At 36.9% G+C, this 18,826-nt stretch carries 17 protein-coding genes, 1 tRNA gene and 1 pseudogene; 9 read left to right on the top strand and 10 right to left on the bottom strand.

The genetic code is table 11. The features are described from left to right. Nucleotides 1-2 precede the first annotated feature (2 nt). On the bottom strand, nt 3-686 hold the full coding sequence (locus CWATDRAFT_RS03850; RefSeq protein ID WP_007303754.1) for a Crp/Fnr family transcriptional regulator: 684 nt from the start codon (nt 684-686) through the stop codon (nt 3-5). Nucleotides 687-917: 231 nt separating this feature from the next. On the opposite strand from CWATDRAFT_RS03850, the gene CWATDRAFT_RS03845 reads away from it, so the two are divergent. From CWATDRAFT_RS03845 to CWATDRAFT_RS03820, 6 genes and pseudogenes are all read left to right on the top strand, one after another. After that, a complete protein-coding gene (locus CWATDRAFT_RS03845) occupies nt 918-1,907 on the top strand; it encodes an adenosine kinase (RefSeq protein ID WP_007303753.1) in 990 nt (329 codons plus the stop codon). Nucleotides 1,908-2,152: 245 nt separating this feature from the next. Next, entirely contained in the window at nt 2,153-3,025 is an 873-nt protein-coding gene (locus tag CWATDRAFT_RS03840) for a hypothetical protein (RefSeq protein ID WP_007303752.1), read from the top strand. Between the two features lie 152 nt (nt 3,026-3,177). Next, nucleotides 3,178-4,458 (top strand): D-alanyl-D-alanine carboxypeptidase, encoded by a 1,281-nt coding sequence (locus tag CWATDRAFT_RS03835; RefSeq protein ID WP_007303751.1) that lies wholly within the window; start codon nt 3,178-3,180, stop codon nt 4,456-4,458. Between the two features lie 188 nt (nt 4,459-4,646). After that, nucleotides 4,647-4,922 (top strand): hypothetical protein, encoded by a 276-nt coding sequence (locus CWATDRAFT_RS03830; RefSeq protein ID WP_007303750.1) that lies wholly within the window; start codon nt 4,647-4,649, stop codon nt 4,920-4,922. Continuing rightward, nucleotides 4,919-5,290 (top strand): annotated as a pseudogene (locus CWATDRAFT_RS03825) (clan AA aspartic protease). Before CWATDRAFT_RS03830 ends, CWATDRAFT_RS03825 begins: the two are co-directional and overlap by 4 nt. Nucleotides 5,291-5,474: 184 nt before the next feature. Beyond that, the gene (locus tag CWATDRAFT_RS03820; RefSeq protein WP_007309294.1) at nt 5,475-5,969 is read left to right on the top strand and encodes a host attachment protein; all 495 of its coding nucleotides are present in this window, start codon (nt 5,475-5,477) and stop codon (nt 5,967-5,969) included. Between the two features lie 79 nt (nt 5,970-6,048). Here CWATDRAFT_RS03820 and CWATDRAFT_RS03815 read toward each other — a convergent pair whose 3' ends face one another. The 8 genes from CWATDRAFT_RS03815 to leuB form a co-directional block, all read right to left on the bottom strand. Beyond that, nucleotides 6,049-7,575: an IS5-like element ISCwa2 family transposase gene (locus CWATDRAFT_RS03815; protein ID WP_007303748.1), complete on the bottom strand. Its 1,527-nt coding sequence runs from the start codon at nt 7,573-7,575 to the stop codon at nt 6,049-6,051. A 135-nt stretch (nt 7,576-7,710) separates the two neighbouring features. Continuing rightward, nucleotides 7,711-9,150, bottom strand: a complete 1,440-nt coding sequence (locus CWATDRAFT_RS03810) for a caspase family protein (protein ID WP_007303747.1) — start codon at nt 9,148-9,150, stop codon at nt 7,711-7,713. Nucleotides 9,151-9,231: 81 nt separating this feature from the next. Beyond that, nucleotides 9,232-9,792, bottom strand: a complete 561-nt coding sequence (locus tag CWATDRAFT_RS03805; RefSeq protein WP_007303746.1) for a DUF4340 domain-containing protein — start codon at nt 9,790-9,792, stop codon at nt 9,232-9,234. A 24-nt stretch (nt 9,793-9,816) separates the two neighbouring features. Further along, nucleotides 9,817-11,580, bottom strand: a complete 1,764-nt coding sequence (locus CWATDRAFT_RS03800; RefSeq protein ID WP_007303745.1) for a GldG family protein — start codon at nt 11,578-11,580, stop codon at nt 9,817-9,819. Nucleotides 11,581-11,595: 15 nt separating this feature from the next. Further along, complete coding sequence (locus CWATDRAFT_RS03795) at nt 11,596-12,381, bottom strand: ABC transporter permease (RefSeq protein WP_007303744.1); 786 nt, start codon at nt 12,379-12,381, stop codon at nt 11,596-11,598. Nucleotides 12,382-12,495: 114 nt separating this feature from the next. Continuing rightward, nucleotides 12,496-13,518, bottom strand: a complete 1,023-nt coding sequence (locus CWATDRAFT_RS03790) for an ABC transporter ATP-binding protein (protein ID WP_007303743.1) — start codon at nt 13,516-13,518, stop codon at nt 12,496-12,498. Nucleotides 13,519-13,542: 24 nt separating this feature from the next. Then, the gene (locus tag CWATDRAFT_RS41275; RefSeq protein ID WP_007303742.1) at nt 13,543-13,800 is read right to left on the bottom strand and encodes a hypothetical protein; all 258 of its coding nucleotides are present in this window, start codon (nt 13,798-13,800) and stop codon (nt 13,543-13,545) included. A gap of 87 nt (nt 13,801-13,887) precedes the next feature. Next, a complete protein-coding gene (gene leuB / locus CWATDRAFT_RS03780) occupies nt 13,888-14,973 on the bottom strand; it encodes a 3-isopropylmalate dehydrogenase (RefSeq protein ID WP_007303741.1) in 1,086 nt (361 codons plus the stop codon). Between the two features lie 180 nt (nt 14,974-15,153). Here leuB and CWATDRAFT_RS03775 point away from each other — a divergent pair. Both CWATDRAFT_RS03775 and CWATDRAFT_RS03770 read left to right on the top strand, forming a co-directional pair. After that, nucleotides 15,154-15,226, top strand: a tRNA-Glu gene (locus CWATDRAFT_RS03775). A gap of 89 nt (nt 15,227-15,315) precedes the next feature. After that, complete coding sequence (locus CWATDRAFT_RS03770; protein ID WP_042711166.1) at nt 15,316-16,221, top strand: putative bifunctional lysylphosphatidylglycerol flippase/synthetase; 906 nt, start codon at nt 15,316-15,318, stop codon at nt 16,219-16,221. Between the two features lie 129 nt (nt 16,222-16,350). Here the strand turns inward: CWATDRAFT_RS03770 and CWATDRAFT_RS03765 are convergent, their stop codons facing one another. Continuing rightward, nucleotides 16,351-17,169, bottom strand: coding sequence for a hypothetical protein (locus CWATDRAFT_RS03765; protein WP_007303739.1), 819 nt, complete (start codon nt 17,167-17,169; stop codon nt 16,351-16,353). A 202-nt stretch (nt 17,170-17,371) separates the two neighbouring features. On the opposite strand from CWATDRAFT_RS03765, the gene CWATDRAFT_RS03760 reads away from it, so the two are divergent. After that, nucleotides 17,372-18,766: a sensor histidine kinase gene (locus CWATDRAFT_RS03760; protein WP_326997401.1), complete on the top strand. Its 1,395-nt coding sequence runs from the start codon at nt 17,372-17,374 to the stop codon at nt 18,764-18,766. The last annotated feature ends 60 nt before the right edge of the window (nt 18,767-18,826 follow it).

Below are 18,826 nucleotides of genomic sequence, written 5' to 3'. Positions count from 1 at the left end.
TCTTAAATTTGTTTAGCAAAATGGTTTAGCTGTTTAAGATTCGTCAGAAACAGAAGTTGACGAGAGGGGTCACTTTCTAGGCAACCTTGGTGTTTTAATTGGGTAATGATTTGCTCACATTCATCCAAAGAGATATCAGCAACATCGGCTAAGTCTTGATGAGGTATTTGTAGTATCTCTGCTCCCTCTTCGATTGATTTACCATAGTTTTCTGCTAACTTAATTAACGTTTTAATCAGCTTGATTTTTGATGTTTGTTGATATAGTTGAAAGCGACGGTATAGGTGACGAAATCTTCTGACACTGAGTTGCAATATTTTGTGATGGACTTGAGGATCTTTGAATAGCATCTGTAAAAAACGTTGTGCGGAGATACTCAGTAATTGAACATCAGACAGGGCAATAACATCCACATACTTAAGTGACTCGTCTAAAACCTCCATTTCTCCGAAAAAATCCCCTTTACCGAGGATTTCTAACACCGTTTGCTGATTGTTATAGTGAGAACGCACTTTAACCCAACCCGATACAATAAAGTGAACCGCTTTTCCCCAGTCATTCTCTTTTATAATTTCTTCATTCTGTTCATAACTCTCTTCATCAATAACAGACAATATCCATTCTAGGGTTTCTGGATTCGCTACACTAAACAACGGGAATAGCTCGACAATTGCTTGAGTTTCCATTAAAGGGGGTTCAGGACAACAGTTAATGATAGATGAAGGAATATCAGTCCCTTGACTTTTCCTTCTAGTTCAACCATTTCCTTTAATGATAAACCCCACATACTCCATACGTCTAGCTATCCACTAGCAAAAATTAAGTAGTATTAACCTGATTGAATGTTGTATTATCGTGAGGATGAGACCTCGTAATTAAGGACGGGGTTAAAATTAAGTAATCACTTGGGAATTAGCATGGGTAAAAAGTATCACGTTTACGGTGTCGGTAATGCCTTAGTTGACATGGAGTTTAGAGTGACTCCTGAGTTGCTACAAGAATTACAGATTGATAAAGGTGTTATGACTTTGGTGGATGAGTCCCGTCAAGGGGAAATCATCGCTAAGTTTAATGGTAATCTTTGTAAACAAAGTGGTGGCGGTTCCGCAGCTAATACTATGGTGGCCTTGAGTCAATTGGGTGCAAGTGGTTTTTATTCTTGTAAGGTAGCTAAGGATGAAGCTGGATTTTTTTACTTAGAAGATTTACAAAATTGTGGTTTGGATACCAATGTTCACGACGAAAAAGAAGTGGATGGTACCACAGGCAAATGTTTAGTTATGGTGACTCCCGATGCCGATCGCACTATGAATACTTTTTTGGGGATCAGTGGCAGTTTATCGGAAACAGAATTGGTGCCTGGGGCGATCGCTGATTCGGAATATCTCTACATGGAAGGGTATTTAGTCACTTCTCCCACCGCCAAAGCAGCAGCTATTAAAGCCAGAGAAATTGCTCAAGAATCGGGAGTAAAAACCACATTTTCTTTGTCTGATCCCAATATGGTCTCTTTTTTTAAAGAGGGATTATTAGAAATCATTGGAGAGCAAATTGAGTTTATTTTTGCTAACGAGTCAGAAGCTCTAAAAATGGCTGATACAGAAGACTTTTCTGAGGCGGTTAATTATTTGAAAAGCTTATCTCAAGGGTTTGCTATTACCAGGGGATCACAGGGATCTGTAGTTTTCGATGGTCAAGAATTAATAGAAATCACCCCTTATCCTGTGGAAGCTGTTGATACTGTAGGTGCCGGAGATATGTACGCTGGAGCCTTTTTATATGGAGTTACCCACGGCATGAGTTATGCTCAAGCTGGTGATTTAGCTTCCCGCGCTTCTTCTCGCATTGTTACTTGTTATGGTCCTCGTTTGGAAACAGAAACCTTGAAGCAATTACTCAATAGTTAATCCATAATGGATAATGTAGAATGGGCAGAAAAACTCATCCTTGAAAGGCCAAGGGTTTACCCGAGTCCATCAATTATCCATTATTCTAAGTAGGTAGGCAAACTTGAAAGTAAGTTTGTCGTCAGTCCTAACAGACGATAAAGATGGTCATGATCAAGGCTAAAGCCTTGACTACAAACTTGTATTGTTGTTATTATAGTACAATATAACTTATTAATAGGAATAGTAATAGAGGAATATTGATTATGTTAAACCAATTCCGAAAACATTATCCGGGAGGAAGTTTAGTTAGTGAGTTAGTGAGCATCGATCATGGGAAATATATTGTTAGGGTATTACTACAGAATGATAATGTAACATTAAGTACGGGATTAGCAGCAGATGAGAAAATTGAAGCCGCAGAAGATCGGGCGATCGAACGAGCATTAAATAATTTACAATTAGAGGTTAAACCTGTTGCAGTGACGGAGAAAATTGCGGTTCAACCATCACCCTCTCCTCCAGAAATCACTCAACCAAAATCAACGGTTGCATACTCATCTCCTCCCCCAGAAAAAACCGTTGAACCAGTTGTTACTAAAAATGAAATTAAAGAGATAGAAACAGAACCTGAAGCACCGATTAAAATCAAAACTGAAACCCCAACTAAATCATCTAAAAAGCGAGTTAAAACTACAACCAACTCTAAGCAATCACCATCAATACAAGCAGAAATAGAAGAAAAACCCCTTCCTATTGTTGAAACCCCACAGGAACCAGAAATAGAAGAAAAACCCCTTCCTATTGTTGAAACTTCACAGAAACCAGAAATAGAAGAAAAACCCCTTCCTATTGTTGAAACCCCACAGGAACCAGAAATAGAGGAAACCTCTCTTCCTATTTCTGAAATTACCGAAGAACCAGAAATAGAAGAAAAACCTCCCGTAGAAGAAGAATTGCTTGACTTTTCCGAAATTATAGCCCGTTCTAATGTAGAATTAAAACGATTAAAATGGACAACGGAACAAGGTCGGGAATATTTAGTCAAAACTTATGGAAAGCGATCGCGTCAGGTGCTGTCTGATGGGGAATTATTAGAATTTCTTCGTTATCTGGAAGGCTTACCCACACCTTCGTAGAAAGACAGGATTCTTATACCAATTTCATTCGGGGTGAACACTTCGACTGCCCTCGGCGTTGACCCCTATAGTATGAACATCTGTAACCTGAGTTCGGAGGCGCGGAGTTGGAGTTTTTTCCAGAAAAGATTGATCAGTGAGGAGTTTTAAAAATGTTGGATCTATTAGCTTTAATTTTAGGTAACTTATTAGGAAAAACACCCCCTCCTATTGAGGTGGTTCCCGTGGTAGCTTGGCAAGAAGCAAAAGTGTTTGATGTTCCCACCCAATCCGATCCCGTGGTAGAGTCTATCATTGCGGATTATTTGCAAAGATTGTCCTCCTTAGGGTTTTCTAGTAATAGACAAGCCATTTGGCTACAATCAGACTGGGCTTATTTAGGAGATCATCAAGCCAAAACGCCCTTATCCGCCGCCTCTTTAACCAAAATTGCTACCTCTTTAGCAGCCTTGGAAACTTGGGGAACTGGACATCGTTTTGAAACAGAATTTTTAAAGGTTGGAACCGTCGAAAATGGAGTTTTGAAGGGGGATTTAATCGTTAAAGGTAGCGGTGATCCCTTATTTGTTCGGGAAGAAGCGATCGCAGTGGGAAATAAACTCAATGAACTGGGTATTAAACAAGTTAGTGGCAATCTGATTATTGTGGATAATTTTGCCATGAATTTTAAAAGCGATCGCCAAAAATCAGGACAATTATTACAATTAGCTTTTAATTCTTCTCGTTGGACTCCCTTAATTAAAAAACAATATCAAACCTTACCCCCCAACACTCCTAAACCGCAAATTACCATTCAAGGCACAGTTAAAGTTGAAAATAATGTCCCTGAAACAGCACAAAGGTTACTGAAACATCAATCTTTAACCATGGCGGAACTCCTCAAACAAATGAATATTTATAGTAATAATGTCATGTCCGAGATGATTGCTGACTCTGTGGGAGGGGCGGCCGTTGTCTCAGAAGTGGCAGCCAAAGCAGCTAAAGTTGATAGCCATGAAATCCAATTAATCAACGGATCGGGGTTAGGGGTAGAAAACCGTATTTCTCCCAGGGCTTCAGTAGGAATGTTAATAGCAATGGAAGAAAAATTACAAGATAATCCTTTAAATGTTGCCGACTTATTTCCTATGGGGGGACGAGATAAAACAGGAACAGTTCAATGGCGAAATCTTCCCGATGGAGTTGCCGTTAAAACCGGAACCCTAGCCCAGGTTAGTGCCTTAGCTGGGGTTATTCCTACCAAAGAAAGGGGGCCAGTCTGGTTTGCTATTATCAATCATGGACCAAATATTGATCGCTTTCGAGTAGAACAAGATCGCTTCTTACAAAGATTAGCTAATCATTGGAATTTAACCCCAGTAGTTTCTCCAGTTAAAGCAACACAACCAGTTAAATTAGGTGATCCTAAACGTAACATACAGACCGAAAGTTAGTTGTAGGGTGGGTTAGGTGGCGATAAGATATGTTGGTTATTTGTTAATTAATTATCCATTATCTCCTTTAGCAATTTATCGTGAATTTTCAGTTGAAGTAGAAGAATAAGGAAATTACTCGATAACCTATTCATCTTCCTTCTTCATTCAAAGCTAAAATTAAGAAATAAGACAAGATCAGTAAATCCATGACAATTCGACAACCCCGTTATAGCAAAGAAGAATTAGCAAAACGTGGTCATCAACTCTATGACTCTCAGATTCGTTCTCAAGTTGAGGCAAATAATCACGGTAAAATAGTTGCTATTGACATTGAAAGCGGAACCTTTGAAGTTGCTAATGATAGCTTAACGGCGGCCAAACAATTACTAAAACATCATCCTGATGCACAAATTTTTGGTATTCGTATTGGCTATCCTGCGGTTCATCGCTTTGGTTTTTCTTCTTCTAATACACAAACATGATTATTGGTTATGTAAATACGAATAGAGAGGCAATTATCAAGTTAGCTGTGCTTGGTGAAAATAAAGTAAATCAGGGAATTAAAGCAGTAATCGATACGGGATATACAGGCTTTCTCACCTTGCCATCTGCTATTATCACAAAACTAGGATTGATTTGGTACATGGAATAAGAAGGGATTTTAGGGGATGGGAGTTTATGTTTATTTAATGTATATGAAGCTTCCATAATTTGGGATGGACAGGTTAGATCCGTCGAAGTAAACGAATCTGAAACAGATCCGTTGATTGGGATGGGATTACTTGAAGGGTATGAATTGAAAATTCAGGGTATTGCTGGAGGATCGGTAACAATTACACCATTATCTTAACGATAACGAGAAATGCGATCGCCCCAATTTGCATCTCTCCAGTAATTACACTAGGGTTGGGCAGAAGGTTAAGAAAAGATTGTTAAGTTGTTTTACTGCAAATTTTAAGCTTTATGCCAAAGTGTTCTACTATACAAACTTGGCTGCTAAGATGGGGATCTCGAGAATTCTATCAGAAAGTCCTATGAATCAAGCTGTCGTTGCTGTTATGGATGGTACCAAAGCCCGCTTTTTTACCCTAGAAGAGGCAGATTTTCCTGAATATCAGTCAAGTCCTAATCTAATTGAACATCAATGTTTAACCAATGCGGCCAAGGAAATGGCCGGCAAGGAACTCTGGGCGAATACGAAAACAGGGCGAAACCGAGGCTCTCGCAGTCAAGGCCATGGCTATGACGATCATCGTCAAAACCATATCAGCGAATATGAACGTCATTTTGCTAAGGATATTAGCCACAAAATTGCAGAACTTCTCAGTCAATGGGAGTCTCATTTAATTCTTTTGGTAGCTGAACCTCAAATGTTAGGATTTGTGCGTGAGTCCCTGATGCCTCATTTATCCAGAAACATCAAACTTGAAGAATTAGCCAAAGACCTTTGTAAATTAAAACCTCTAGAACTTCATGAATATTTAGCCCATAAAAATTTAGTCCCTGCTCGCAAAGCCGTGGTGCTTTGATGTAATACCACACCAAAATCAAAGATTTTGGTGTGGTATTACTAATATTTAGGGTTTGCTGAAAAAGTTTCTCCAAAATTTATGCCACTTTTGACCAAGAATTTTCTGACAAATCAATAAGTTTTAGTACATAAAAATTGTTTAAAGTATAATCAAAATTAATGAAAGGCGGTTTAATGAGTTCCCCTGTTCTATTATTAGTAAATAAGGACAAAAAAAGCGACAAAAACTGCCTCAGAAGTTTAGAAAGATTGACAACTAAAAATGTAATAGCAATAGATGTAATGGAGGTTTCAGGGAGTTTTGTCATCACGAGATTTAGGCTAAATCTTCGTTTAGCTTGTCCAAACTTTCCCTCAATAGCATTACGGAAGCATTCATCGGAGTGGGCTTGTTTCTTTTCTTCTTCACTGACATTTTTCGGAGGTCTTCCTAACTTCGGACCACTGATTCTTATCCCTCTTTCCTTACACCAATTTCTGTTTTCCCTAGTTCGATAAATTTTATCTACATGGACGGATTCGGGATAATAGCCAAACGTTTTTTTATACTTTTCTACTTGTTCTTTTAAATGACAAGATTCATTGAAGTTTTCCCAACTTATTTTGTCTAGAAACACATAGTTATCTACACAGCTTACTGAGAGTTTAGCTCCAAACTCTATTGGTTTTCCTGCTTTTCCCCTCACTATTGGACGAATATGCCGTTGAGTTAAACTTACAATTCTTTGAGGAACACTCTGGGTCTTATTCTCCCACATTGACTGTTGTTGTTCATAAACTTTTTTGATAGTCTCTAGACAATTTTTCTGTCTTTTACTCAGATTTTCCAGGGAAGCCCCAGCTTGAATTAAGTCTTCTATATTTCCTAAATTTTTCTTAAGGTATTTTAACTGTTTCCCGATAGCTTTTCTTCTTTCTTGATAAGATACTTTTCGTTTTTTAGCTACTTTTAAGTATTCCTTTCTAGCAATTATTCTAGAAGTTCTCGGCTTTTTTCTCAATTTTACTCTTAATGGTTTATAAAGATTATCTATTATTCTTTCTGTCTCAATTCTGGCTTGATTTAATATGCCTAAATCCGTTGGGTATTTGATGTCTGCTGGCGCACAAGTCGCATCTAAAATTAGTTTACCTTTATTTTTTATTTTTTCTCCTTTTTCTTGGAGACAATCCTTTTTTTTTACTTCTTTATCACTCTTGTCTATTTCTCTTTTTACTATTTTTTTATTGATTTTGTTTATCAATTCTCCATCAATTCTTTTCCTAAAATGAACTAGCATTGAAGATTCCAGTGGTGGCTCTTGTTGATAACAATTTAAACCTATAAAGTATTGTAGATAGGGATTTTCTCTAATCTGTTCTATAGTTTCTCTATCACTTGTTCCTAATTTTTCCTTAATAATTAATGTCCCTAATGCCATTCTAAATAGTTTGGCTGGCGCACCTTTTTCTGCTGAAAAAAGTTTAGCATATTCTTCCTCAAAATCATCCCAAGGTATCAACTCTGCCATGATTACCCAACGATTATTGGGGGACAATTTGCCCTCGAAAGGTAATTCAAATTTTTCTGGGGGCGGTAAAGGTTGCTCCTCTTTTCGATACATTTGTTCTTGACCAACAACTGGGAGGTGTTTCTACCAATTATAGCGGTTTGTAGCCGACAAAGCTGATCTTTTTTGCGATCGCGAATATGGGTGTAACCTTTTAAAGAATAGGGTTTTGCTTTTATTCAGCAAACCCTAATTAGGTTGAATTAAATATAGGGCTGCTTCGATGAAAACCTGATTATTGTCTTGTTTCTGACTTAAACTTTGCCATTCTTTTAAGCGTTTTTGCCCTAATTCATATAGTCTTTTATTGTCTTGAGGAAGTAATTTTACTGCGGCGATCGCTCCTTGAAAATCTCCTAAAATAGCTCGTCCCTGAGCAATATCTAAAATTATCTGACTCCACTGATTAATATTATTTTGTGCTTCTTTATAGAGAGGTGTATGGGGTTGAATTTGACGAGCATAACTAATGGCTTCATTAAACCGTGATGCTTGTTGTATATTTAGTCTTATCTTACCATAATCTAATATTTGTTGATTCTCCTGGATGCTTTGATAATTGATCTTGTTGAGATGTTGACGTATTTTAAGAGACATCCACCACAACACACCTATTATTCCTAATATTGCTCCTATCCATAATAAATCTTGTATGATCCATAATTTTTTTGGGGTTTTATTACTTTTTTTTGAGGTTGAAGGGGGTGAGGCAGTAGCAACAACGGGTTGAATATTTGTTTTTGCAGTAGGGGTTTTTGCAGTAGGGATATTTAAAGAGAGTGTCGGGTTAAATGATGGTTGTGGTAGCTTGGGTAAAATGACGGTATTTATGGACTGTTTTTGAGGGAAATGGGATGACGTTTTTTTTATCTTGAAAGATGGGGTATATTTTGCTTGATTATTAACTAACTGCTTCTGATGCTTGGGGAATAGGGGTTGATGACGAGTCTTATAACGACTAATAATAATGGGAAGGGCGATTGCAGGAAATTTACTTTGCTCAGAAGGGTTTAATTTTTTTCTTAAGTAAAAGTCTAATTTAGCAAGGGTAAGATCATTTTGATAATAACGTAAACCTTCCGTTGAGACATTAATTAAAGGACTTTTTTCTAGATTAATGCTTCGATAAAAAAGGGAACGACAGGAAGAAATCAAAGAAATTCCTTTTTTTTGGGCTATTTTTAAGGTTACTTGTCCTAGTTTACCGTCTTTTAAAGGGTTTTGTAAATCTAAAATAACTAAGAGGTTTTTACTACGGGTTTGCAATTTTTCAAAGAGCGATCGCACTTTTATTCCTGTTTGGGTAACTGTATTGATATTACTATCAATGGGTAATAAATAATCTTCTCCTTGATAGTTGATACCGTATCCTTGAAAGAAAAACCAACAATATTCTATATTGACAGGAATATCATTAATCCACTCTAAAATATTATTGTGGTTAGGATAAGTTGAGCGTTTTCCTGGGGAGGGAGAGGTATCAGTGAGTAATAATAATTGATCAGAGGGAAGATTAGATTCTGCAAAAAAATAACGATACAGTGCTTGTGCTCTATTTTCAGCACCTCTTAAAGGTTGATAATGTAAATATTCTTCTATTCCTATACATATAGCCCAAAAATTATTCATAGATACTATTATTATTTTCTCGTCTTAATTATTAAGACTGTTTAAACAAAGATCCCGTTCCCTATTTTGTGTTTAGATAAATTAATTCTTTTTAGTCCATTCGTCTGGTTGTCTATCTACTGCATACTGAAAATTTTTCGGTACTAAGTCAATGGTAATTTCTTGTTGTGATGAGGGAAGAGGATCAATGTGAGCATATAATAATTCTCCTTGAAAGTTTGGTTTACCTAAAATAATTTTATGTTGTTTTTTATTCTCAAGTTCAATAGTAATTGTTCCTAATGGTTTATCTAAACCGTACTCTTTTTTTTGATTATTAGGAACTGTTAAAGTTCTAGCAGTTTCACTATTAACTAAAAGATTGGTTAAAAAAGCGATAATAGCATCGTTTGCTACAGTTTCTTGGGGTTTTTTCATTTGCCAAGGTTGTTTCTCGTCGCTGGTTTTCTCGAATTTATAGGTTGTATCTTTGGTTTCAATGGTTAATACTTTGATGTCTTTTTCTTCAAAAGTGAATAATTGTTTACTTTGGGTTGCAATTTCTTGCTTTTGGGGATTAATTTGTAATTCGTAAACATAAACTCCTACTCCCAAAATCGTAGCAATTCCTAATAAAATAAAAGTGTTTTTTTGTAATTTCATGATTGACCTCTTTATTGTTAATTTTTATCTTCTTCGCCACCAGGTTATCCCAGCAGCAATTAAACCTAATAAGGGAAAAACAGCTAATGACAATATAGGGACTATAGTAGCTTGGAAGGGGGATAAATTGAGTCTTCTATCTTTTGCTTGTTTAGGACGAATTGATAATGTTTGTTCGTCTTGATTACTTAACCATTGTACAGAGTTTAGGAAGACATCTCCATTTAATTGTTGATTAAATAAATTATTGGTTGCAAAGGTTGAATTACCAATCACCACTAAGCGAGATTCTATTTTGTCTTTATTAACATTATTATTATTCTCTGTTTCATCTTTGTTTGAATCAGTTACCTTATCAGTTTCTTTTGGTGGAGAATCATTATTCTTTTCTGTTTCGTTTTTGTTAGTATTATCTATATCATCGTTATTTTTAGCTGAACTTTCTTGATTATTATCAGTTTTTTCTGCTTCTGCTTTATTATCTTCTTTTACTTGATTCTCAACTGTTTCTGAGGGAATAGTACGGGTTAGTGCAACCCCTAAATCAAAGGGGCCAGATATATCTTCTTGGGGATCAAATGTAACTTCTTCTGAGTCTAAATTACTTTCGGCCCACATTTGTTCACTGGTGACTAATAAGGAGGTTCCTTGGACATTTTCAACCTCAATAGTATCCACAGGACGAGATAAGGGATAGAAGGAAATACTATTAGTAAATTCTTCTGTGATAGGATGGTTTCCATAATTGGTAATAAAGGGAGTAGTAGGACCTAAACCAACAATATTTCCGGCCCCCGAACCGTCTATAACTATACGATTATCTAACTTAATTCCCCAGTCTTTTAGTATGGGATCTAAGCCTGGGTCTATGTTAGGATCAAGTAAGAGTAATAAGTTACCTCCTTGCTTTGAATATTCTTGTAGTGCTGTTACTTCTTGGTCAAATAATTCCCGTTTTGGACTAGCAATAATAATCACATTTGCATCATCGGGAATACCTCCATTTTCTACTATATTTAAGGTTTTTATTTCATATCCTTTACTTTCAAGACTTTTGCTTGCTTCTGATAAACTTCCTTCGGGATTTGCTTCCAGTGAATATTCTCCATGACCTTGTAATACATAAATTTTTGGGATATAGTCTTTTTGAATGGTTGCGATCGCATTAGTTAATTCTATCTCTGATAAGGGTTCCCTTTGATTAAAAGAGATCAAGGTTTGTACTAATTGTTTTTTATCTTCGTATTCTAGGTAAACGTCTCCTAATGATTGAACATTAAACTGTTGGGTGAGTGCAACTTGTTTATCTGGATCAACTAGTTCAAATTTAAAGTTATCATTGTAACGTTGATAGTTTTCTAATAAGTCTTCATCTCGTGGGTTTATTTCTTTATCAAAAACATAAACTTTGGTTGGTTTATCAAGATTTTTGATAATTTCTTGGGTTTGTAATGATAAGGTATATAGTTGATTTTCCGTTAAGTCAATACGAGGGGAATAACGAACAGCAATAAAGTTGATTAAGGCTAAAATGGTTAGTAAAGACAGAGTAGAAATAAACGCATTTGTACCTATTTGAGTTGATCTTTTTTGCCAAAAACTTCGCCCCGTAACCAACAAATAGACTAACCAAATAAATAAAAAAACGCTTCCTACAATCACTAAAGTTAGATAGAGGATAGTTTGGGTTTGGGTAAGAAAGATCGGAACTAAACCAGCAACGGTTAAAATCAGTCCAGGAACAAAAAGATATTTGAGGATTATTTTATAGTTGTTTATTTTCTGCATTTGTTTATAATAATTTTAAGAACGTTGATATCGTAAAGCTTCAATAGATTGTGCAGTTAAGAAAATTCCTAATAGTATATAGCTTGTAAACAAAACTATACTACTAATATCTAACACTCCACTAACTAAATCTGTATAGCGATCAAACAGCGAAAGATAGGATAAAATACTTTTAAAAGGTTCTTGTAGATTAGCAGCGATCGCATCCATTATCCATAAAAATAAGATTAAAATAAAGGTCAAAATATAAGCCAAAATTCCGCTATCGGTTAGGGAAGAAATAAACATTCCCAAGGAAAGTATAGCAGTGGCAACTAAAATTAAAGCACCATGAGATAATAGTATAATATTGAGGTTAATTGGTGGACTTGCGTTACTAAAAATTATGATTTCATAAATCCAAAACGGCATCATTAAAACGATAAAAAATGCTAAAACCCCTAACAATTTTCCCACAGCAACAACCCAGTTTGTTACGGGAGAAGTTGCTAATAATTCTAGGGTTCCCCGTTTTCTTTCCTCTGAATAAAGTCCCATAGATAGAGCAGGTAATAACACTAATAATAAAGAGATAATTACCGCAAAAAAACTATCGATAAATTGACCAGCAACATCAACGGGAACAGATAATTGACCACTTTGTTCAAAAAAGGAAAGGGTTTGTAATATTTCTTCTAGAATAGCACTAAAAAAGAAGCCCCCAATTAACCAAAAAACGGCAGCGATAATATAGGCAAAAGGAGAAGCAAAATAACTTTGAAATTCTTTACGAAAAATAGCATATAAATTGGTTAGTATCATTTCAATAATAGTTATAAAGTTGATTCATTGTCGGTAGTCTCTAAAGACTCTTCTGATGGGAAAATCCCAAAGTTGCTTTTTTATCCTTTTTTGATAATATTTTATCGGATAAATTTACTCCCCGTCTCCCTGTCCCCCCGTCTCCCCGTCAAACTCCAAAGATGATTTTTCTCCCAAAATAGGAGCTTTCCCTTCCGTTGCCGCTTCTTCTGTAATCACATTTAAGAAAACATCTTCTAAAGTAGCACGAGTGCGCTTCATTTCGTATAAGTCTAACCCTTGATTAATAATTAAAGCAGCAATATCTTTGCCTATTTCTTGATGGGAATCAGTGGTTAATAATAAAGTATGATGTTTAGTTTCACTATTGGATATAATTTCTAATTGACTAATTCCAGGTAGATCGTTTAACATCGGTTCTAAACTAAAGATATCCCCTACAATTTCAATTTCATATCCTCCTTTTGCTGTTAAATGGGACATTAAATTATTAGGGGTATCCGTGGCCACAACTTTACCACCGTTAATGATTGTCACCCGATCGCAGGTCATGCTTACTTCTGGTAAAATATGAGTAGATAAAAGTAGGGTATGTTCCCCAGCTAAACTCTTAATTAGGTTGCGAACTTCGATAATCTGTTTAGGGTCGAGGCCAACAGTAGGCTCGTCTAGTATAATCACGGGGGGATCGTGGACGATCGCTTGAGCAATACCAACCCTTTGTTTATAACCCTTAGATAGCTTCCGAATCAAAACTTTACGTTTATCTTCCAATTGACAGCGTTCCAGAGACCAGTCTACCCGAGATTGGCGATTTTTGCGGGCTACTCCTTTAATTCTAGCCACAAACTGCAAAAAACCCTCCACTGTCATATCTGGGTACAGGGGGGGAGTTTCCGGAAGATAACCGATATTGCGTCTAACTTCTAAAGACTGTTCATGAACGTCATATCCGGCAATTTTAGCGGTTCCTGCGGTGGCAGGGATAAAACCGCTCAGTATACGCATGGTGGTTGTTTTTCCTGCGCCATTAGGTCCGAGAAAACCGAGAATTTCCCCTTTTTCAACTGAAAAATCTACATCCTCGACAGCAGCAGTTGAACCATAAATTTTGCTTAAGTGTTCGACTTCAATCATGTATATTAAAAAGCGTATATATTATTAGATTTCAACTTCTAGCTGCTTGGTTGGCACAAAACATTCCCCCGGCAAAAGAACCGGGTTATTACGAAAAATTAATTGGCCTCGATAACTTTTGCGATGAATGGCGATACCATAGGGTCGCTTGGAGTTTCTCGGATGTAACATACAATAGGTACGGTAGGTCCTTTGTGCCGCCCGTAATAAACTTGGGTCTAAAATAATGGTAGAGTCCATACCCTGGGGTTGGGACTCGTGTATTTGATGTGCATAAGCCATAACTATGATCTCCTCACAAAGTTATCGAGGTTTGTCTTTATTATATTAATGCAAAGAATACACATCAAAGGACGGAAAAATCTTTAACTATGATTCCAATATCCTTAACAAAACTTCTCCCATCCCTTTACATCCCACTGCTTTCATGCCGTCAGACATAATATCTCCTGTACGATATCCTTGGGCTAAGGCTTCTAAAACAGCTTTTTCTAACTTAGTAGCTGCCTTTGGTTCGTTTAAGCCATAGCGTAGCATCATCGCTGCACTGAGAACCTGGGCTAAGGGGTTAGCTTTGTCTTCTCCTGCGATATCGGGGGCCGAACCGTGAACGGGTTCAAATAACCCTGGTTTTTCTAAGCCCAAACTAGCAGAAGGTAACATCCCAATACTACCGGTTAACATGGCTGCTGCGTCGGAGAGGATGTCCCCAAATAAATTACCTGTGATGATGGTATCAAATTGTTTGGGTTCTCGGACTAACTGCATTGCTGCGTTATCTACATAGAGGTGAGAAAGTTCTACATCGGGGTACTTTTCCGCCATCAAGGTGACGCGATCGCGCCATAGTTGAGAAACATCGAGGACATTTGCTTTATCTACAGAACAAAGCTTGCCACCGCGTTTCTGAGCGGTTTCAAAGGCTACTTTAGCGATGCGATCAACTTCTGACTCGGTATAAGCCATAGTGTTGACCCCTCGTTTTTCTTTGGTTTCTGTCTCAAAAATGCCTTTGGGTTTGCCAAAATAGATCCCCCCGGTTAACTCCCTAACCACCATAATATCTACCCCTTGAACGATCTCTGGTTTCAGGGAAGAAGCATTGATGAGTTGAGGTAGAATGGTAGCTGGCCGTAGGTTAGCAAAAAGGTTTAGTCCGGCACGGATGGCTAATAAACCTGTTTCCGGTCGCTTTTCACGGGGTAAATTATCCCATTTATAACCGCCGATGGCAGCTAATAAGACAGCGTCGCTACTACGACACATCTTCAGGGTTGCTTCTGGCAGTGGTTTGCCTGTTTCATCAATGGCTACCCCGCCGATCAGGGCTTCTTGGAATTGAAAATCAATCTCTAACTGCTTACCAACAACTTTGAGGATATCAACGGTAACAGCTAAAATCTCAGGGCCAATGCCATCCCCTGGCAGTAGGGTAATGCGATATTGCCTCGTCATAGTTCAGTTCTTCATTTATTTGTTTAGTGAGCGATCGCTAATCTCACGCTGTGGAGGTTAATATCTATCCATTTAACCTGCAATCTTAACTCTACCATGAGTTGGTCAAAAAAAAATTTCTCAAAATGGTTGACACGGATAAAAACTCTTGTTATATTAATAAAGGTCTAGAAAAAACAAGCCCCCATCGTCTAGTGGCCTAGGACACCTCCCTTTCACGGAGGCGACAGGGATTCGACTTCCCTTGGGGGTATCAAAAGGAGCAAGCTTTAACTCTTGCTCCTTTGTTGTTGAGAAGATTAACAATGGATAATGAACAATGGATCATGGATAATTGTCATTATGTCATCAATTAAAGCTTACATAAAATGGATAGTTTTAGGAGTTACCTTATTTTTTATAATTGCAACTTTTAAAAATCATTGGCAAGCTGTTACGGAAATAAAAATTAATTCTCAGGGATGGTTATTGTTATTATTAGCTTTAACTGTAACTTTATTTGCACATATCTGGTCGGCTATTGTTTGGATAAAAATTCTACAATTGTTTAAACAGTCTTGTCAGTATCAATGGGGATTAAAAATATATTTAGTGACTAATATTTATAAATATTTACCTGGAAATGTTGGTCATTTTTATGCTAGAATTTCTGCTATTTCTAAACAAGGAGCTTCTTTATCTATTGCCAGTTTAAGTGTACTACTAGAACCTTTATTAATGGCTGCTGCTGCCTTGTTAATTGCTTTATTAAGTCATAGTATTGGCTTAATTGAAACAACGAAAAATCTTAACATATTATTCTTACAATGTTTTTTATTAATTAGTGTTTTAGTAGGTATTCACCCTTTCGTTATCAATAGAGTTATTCATTTTATAAAAAAGGAGAAAAATCAAGATAGAGAAAATATTTATTTACAGCAATATCCTGGTATTATTTTATTGGAAGAGATTGTTTTTTTACTATTAAGAAGTTCAGGATTTATTTTAGCTTTAATGGCATTTGTATCTATCACACTTCAACAAATACCAATGATAGTTAGTGCCTTTAGTTTCGCTTGGTTGTTAGGTTTAGTAATTCCTGGTGCGCCCGGGGGGTTGGTGGTTTTTGAAGCAACAATTATTGGTTTATTAGAAACATCATCCTTACCCATCGAAGTCGTTTTAACAACCATTGCTATTTTCAGAATAATTAGTATTTTAGCCGAAGTAATAGGGGCAGGATTAGGTTATTTTGGGTTGAATCGTTAGGAGTTAATTTTCTCCTAACTAGCTTACAAAATAATACCAGTTTCCTAAAGTAGGGGTTAACGGCCGTTAACTCCTACGACCTTAACATCTTTAGTCTCAGTTGATGAAAATGATATCATCAACAATAAATTATCCCTGACTAATATATTTAGACTTAAAACCTTGAATTGCTTTAGCAAAGAAACTTTTTGCCTCGGTAACTTCATCAGAAGACTCATTAATTGGAGCAATGATTTTTTCAGCTTCTTTGCTTTCTTCGGCAACTTCGGAAGTTTCAGGAGTTTCTATTGCAGAAGTTTCAGAAGTTTCTAGAGATTGTTCAGTTTCAGAAGTTTCTAGAGATTGTTCAGTTTCAGTAGTTTCTATTGCAGAAGTTTCAGGAGTTTCTAGAGATTGTTCAGTTTCAGTAGTTTCTGTAGCAGAAGTTTCAGAAGTTTCTAGAGATTGTTCAGTTTCAGTAGTTTCTAGAGATTGTTCAGTTTCAGTAGTTTCTATTGCAGAAGTTTCAGGAGTTTCTAGAAATTGTTCAGTTTCAGTAGTTTCTATTGCAGAAGTTTCAGGAGTTTCTAGAGATTGTTCAGTTTCAGGTTCTTCTATTGTAGAAGTTTCAGGAGTTTCTAGAGATTGTGCAGTTTCAGGTTCTTCTATTGTAGAAGTTTCAGGAGTTTCTAGAGATTGTTCAGTTTCAATAGTTTCTGTGGCAGAAGTTTCAGGAGGTTGTAAAACTTGGATAAACTGTTTTAACTGTTCTTCTTCTATAAATAATATTTTCCTAAGTTCTTCAACTTTTTTAGAGATTTCTGTTTCCCCGATATAGGATAACCATTTTTCAAAATCCCCGCTTTTTAAATAAGATATAACTTCTTGTGGAGACTGATGGCAAACTCCGATTAAATCTGCTACCGTATGGGCAAGATGACCACTACTAAATCTAAATGGTTCTGGCATGGTTTTTTGTGTAAGAATAAATCCTCTTCTCAAGATTATCAAAAATCCTTACCTTTGTGCTATGGTCTTTGAAATGCGATCGCAGTGAGATTTTCGGGCAAAACTCAGCTTTTTATCATTTATGGTTTAGTTAATTGTGAAAAGATAAAGATAGACTCATAATAAATTGTCTGTCATGTTCCTAATCAAATCCTTCCCTAGTGTGAAACAACTATCTCATCTAACTTCTCTACGAGTGCGACTAACGGTAGGTATTGCTGCGATGTCTATTTTAGGGTTGAGTGGGGTTGTTACTGGGATCTGTTGGCAAATGCAGAGTATTTTAGTTGTCACCCATAAAAACAATACACGCTACATTGCAGGCCGTTTTCCTTCTGATGTGGAGATATATAGCGATATGGTTTCCTTGGAAGAGGGAACACAAAGGGCCATTGATAACCTTTCTAACCCCCAAACCTTATTATGGGTGAAAGGTCCCCAAGGAGAAATCTTGGCCCAGTCTGAAGCTTTAAAAATGGGAATGAGAGGAAAAAATTTAGTTTCTTTGACGGATATTCCTCTTCAACCAGAGTTACAACGGATTAATAATCGTTATTGGTTGTTATGTGCCACAAAATTAGTGGTTAAAGGGGTTCATCTTGGAGAATTTTATATTGCGCAAGATATCACCAAGGATCAAACCATGTTTTTGAGTATTATGAGCAGTCTTTTGCTGGTGGGTTTGATTGTAACTATTTTGATGACAGCAGCGATCGCCTGGTATATTCAAAACGCCTTACAACCATTAAAACGCATGAGTCAGACGACAAAAGACATTTCTCCTGAAACTCTAGGCAAGGTACAAATTGAGTTAGAAAATGCTCCCAGTGAGGTCAAAGAATTAGCCCAAACCCTACAAACCACCCTAACGGATCTTTCCCACGCTTGGGAAGATCAACGTCAGTTAGTTAGCAATATTTCCCATGAGTTACGCACCCCGTTAACGGTGGTTTCTGGTTATTTGCAGAGTACCCTACGCAGGGGCAATAATTTAACCGATATCCAACGGGAAGCCTTAGAAACCGCTTCTTCAGAGGCTGAGCGTACTATCCAATTATTACAGGATTTGTTAGATTTAGCCAGGGCAGAAAATGGACGGATGTATTTTCATTTAGAAACCGTTGTTCTTAACGAGTTATTGACTGAAATTGAGGGAATGGTGGATCAATACCCAACTCCTGTTAAGATTTCTCTTCCTGATCAGTTAGTTAAGATAAAAGGGGATAAAAATCGCCTCAAACAGGTGTTTTTGAATTTAGTCGATAATGCTGTTAAATATTCCCATTCTTCTGAACCCATTTTGCTGAAACTCTCTCAAGAAAAACAACAGGCCAATATCCAAGTGTGCGATCGGGGTGTAGGTATTCCTTTAACCCATCAAACTCGCATTTTTGAGCGGTTTTATCGGGTTGATGAGGCGAGAAGTCGTAACATTGGGGGAACCGGACTAGGTTTATCTATCGTCAAAACTTTGGTAGAAGGGATGGAAGGGACCATTAAAGTTATTTCCCAACCCAACCAAGGCACAACTTTCACCATTCTTTTCCCTGTGTCGTGATCGGGTTTAATATTGGAATATTTGTGATAACTTTAAGTCATTCTCTATTCCCTATTTTCA

It is taken from the genome of Crocosphaera watsonii WH 8501, from assembly GCF_000167195.1.
GTDB classification, from domain to species: Bacteria; Cyanobacteriota; Cyanobacteriia; order Cyanobacteriales; family Microcystaceae; genus Crocosphaera; species Crocosphaera watsonii.
The sequence above is the reverse complement of the archived record's forward strand: the minus strand, read 5'-3'. Positions and strand labels throughout refer to the sequence as shown.

Excerpts from the sequence above, each read along its gene's own strand:
- CWATDRAFT_RS03790 (WP_007303743.1), bottom strand. The coding sequence starts at position 13,518 with ATGATTGAAGTCGAACACTTAAGCAAAATTTATGGTTCAACTGCTGCT.
- CWATDRAFT_RS03810 (WP_007303747.1), bottom strand. The coding sequence starts at position 9,150 with ATGAATAATTTTTGGGCTATATGTATAGGAATAGAAGAATATTTACAT.
- CWATDRAFT_RS03820 (WP_007309294.1), top strand. The coding sequence starts at position 5,475 with ATGAATCAAGCTGTCGTTGCTGTTATGGATGGTACCAAAGCCCGCTTT.
- CWATDRAFT_RS03830 (WP_007303750.1), top strand. The coding sequence starts at position 4,647 with ATGACAATTCGACAACCCCGTTATAGCAAAGAAGAATTAGCAAAACGT.
- CWATDRAFT_RS03795 (WP_007303744.1), bottom strand. The coding sequence starts at position 12,381 with ATGATACTAACCAATTTATATGCTATTTTTCGTAAAGAATTTCAAAGT.
- CWATDRAFT_RS41275 (WP_007303742.1), bottom strand. The coding sequence starts at position 13,800 with ATGGCTTATGCACATCAAATACACGAGTCCCAACCCCAGGGTATGGAC.
- CWATDRAFT_RS03805 (WP_007303746.1), bottom strand. The coding sequence starts at position 9,792 with ATGAAATTACAAAAAAACACTTTTATTTTATTAGGAATTGCTACGATT.
- CWATDRAFT_RS03850 (WP_007303754.1), bottom strand. The coding sequence starts at position 686 with ATGGAAACTCAAGCAATTGTCGAGCTATTCCCGTTGTTTAGTGTAGCG.
- CWATDRAFT_RS03800 (WP_007303745.1), bottom strand. The coding sequence starts at position 11,580 with ATGCAGAAAATAAACAACTATAAAATAATCCTCAAATATCTTTTTGTT.
- CWATDRAFT_RS03835 (WP_007303751.1), top strand. The coding sequence starts at position 3,178 with ATGTTGGATCTATTAGCTTTAATTTTAGGTAACTTATTAGGAAAAACA.
- CWATDRAFT_RS03815 (WP_007303748.1), bottom strand. The coding sequence starts at position 7,575 with ATGTATCGAAAAGAGGAGCAACCTTTACCGCCCCCAGAAAAATTTGAA.
- CWATDRAFT_RS03840 (WP_007303752.1), top strand. The coding sequence starts at position 2,153 with ATGTTAAACCAATTCCGAAAACATTATCCGGGAGGAAGTTTAGTTAGT.
- CWATDRAFT_RS03770 (WP_042711166.1), top strand. The coding sequence starts at position 15,316 with ATGTCATCAATTAAAGCTTACATAAAATGGATAGTTTTAGGAGTTACC.
- CWATDRAFT_RS03765 (WP_007303739.1), bottom strand. The coding sequence starts at position 17,169 with ATGCCAGAACCATTTAGATTTAGTAGTGGTCATCTTGCCCATACGGTA.
- leuB (WP_007303741.1), bottom strand. The coding sequence starts at position 14,973 with ATGACGAGGCAATATCGCATTACCCTACTGCCAGGGGATGGCATTGGC.
- CWATDRAFT_RS03845 (WP_007303753.1), top strand. The coding sequence starts at position 918 with ATGGGTAAAAAGTATCACGTTTACGGTGTCGGTAATGCCTTAGTTGAC.